This is a genomic window from Acinetobacter sp. 228 (assembly GCF_048147885.1).
In genome coordinates this window covers 1-1,294 of sequence record NZ_JAYWYV010000319.1, presented here as the reverse complement: position 1 = coordinate 1,294, position 1,294 = coordinate 1, and the positions used below count along the sequence as shown (strand labels likewise).

Here is a 1,294-nt window from a genome sequence, read left to right as displayed (position 1 = left end):
TTTGTGAACAATGCCTTGCCAGGTATGAAACATCCAATTACTGGCGTATTAGATGTATTAGAGCTGATTTATCAAACTCATCCTAAAACAAAAAGTGGTCTAAGTTTAGCTGTAAGTCACGACACAATTATTGCAGCGATTGTTGCAGTAATTTCAGGCAATAACCAAATACAAAAAGCAGATTGGCCTGCCATGATGGAAGGGCTGTTTGTATGGTTTGAAGGTGATGAATTTCCAAATTGTAAATTAAAGTGGATTTGGAGAGGCAAAACTTACGAGTTAGATGTTTCTGAGTTCCATAAAGTACAGTAAACACAAAAACATAGACAATAAAAAAAGCCCTGTTGGGCTTTTTTTACATGCTTCAATTAGTTAGCTAAAGCTTTAACTTGAGCATTTAAACGGCTCTTATGACGAGCAGCTTTATTTTTGTGGATGATGCCTTTATCAGCCATGCGGTCGATTACAGGAACAGCTTTTTTGTAAGCTTCTGTAGCAACAGCATAATCACCACCAGCGATTGCACTTAAAGTACGTTTGATGTAAGTACGAACCATAGAACGCAAGCTTGCGTTGTGTTTACGCGCTTTAACGTTTTGGCGCGCACGTTTTTTAGCTTGAGCAGAGTTTGCCACTCTTGCACTCCTTGAAAATAAGTTGGTCTGGGCGGGCTGTGGTCAATCCAGTAAACTGGTGTAACCATCACCAGCCCGTAAACAAGTGCCATATTGTGATGAATCAATACCGTGAAGTCAAGCCTTGAGAGCATTTTAAGCGGTTTTAGGGGCTGCTAAAACCGTAAGAAAAGGTTAAATTTGATACAAACTTAAAGAGGGTTGGATAAAAAATGACTATAAGTACGAAAAAAGCAATTGTAGTAGGTGCTACAGGACTCGTTGGTTTAGCGCTTGTTGAACAACTTGAGCAAACACCAGAATTTGAGGCCATTACCGTTGTAGTAAGAAAAGAATCACAACTACTTAATACATATAAGAAAGTTACTCAGCTCGTTATAGACGATTTTTTATTGCTCAATGATGAAGATGTGAATGGTCATACTCATGCATTTAGTTGCTTAGGTACAACTTTAAAAATAGCGGGCTCAAAACAAGGCTTTTATGCAGTTGATTATGAGATAAATGCTCACTTTGCAGACTTAATCCAAGATAAACATATTCATTTTTTAATTGTTAGTGCACTTGGGGCAAATGCTAATTCGCCAATTTTCTACAATAAAGTAAAAGGCGAATTAGAAGATTATATTCAAAGTTTAGGAATCGAAAAATTATCTATT

Annotated in this window: 2 protein-coding genes and 1 pseudogene; 2 read left to right on the top strand and 1 reads right to left on the bottom strand. The window is 37.2% G+C overall.

Annotation, left to right across the window (positions count from 1 at the left end; translation table 11 throughout):
• A pseudogene (locus VXQ92_RS18590) lies at positions 1 to 312 on the top strand (histidine phosphatase family protein); the annotation flags it as partial.
• A 56-nt stretch (positions 313 to 368) separates the two neighbouring features.
• On the opposite strand, the gene rpsT reads toward VXQ92_RS18590, so the two are convergent.
• The gene (gene rpsT / locus VXQ92_RS18585) at positions 369 to 635 is read right to left on the bottom strand and encodes a 30S ribosomal protein S20 (protein WP_000013652.1); all 267 of its coding nucleotides are present in this window, start codon (positions 633 to 635) and stop codon (positions 369 to 371) included.
• Positions 636 to 847: 212 nt separating this feature from the next.
• Between rpsT and VXQ92_RS18580 the strand changes: the two genes are divergently transcribed.
• The coding region (locus VXQ92_RS18580) for an NAD(P)H-binding protein (protein ID WP_416682800.1) at positions 848 to 1,294 on the top strand (447 nt) is incomplete at its 3' end.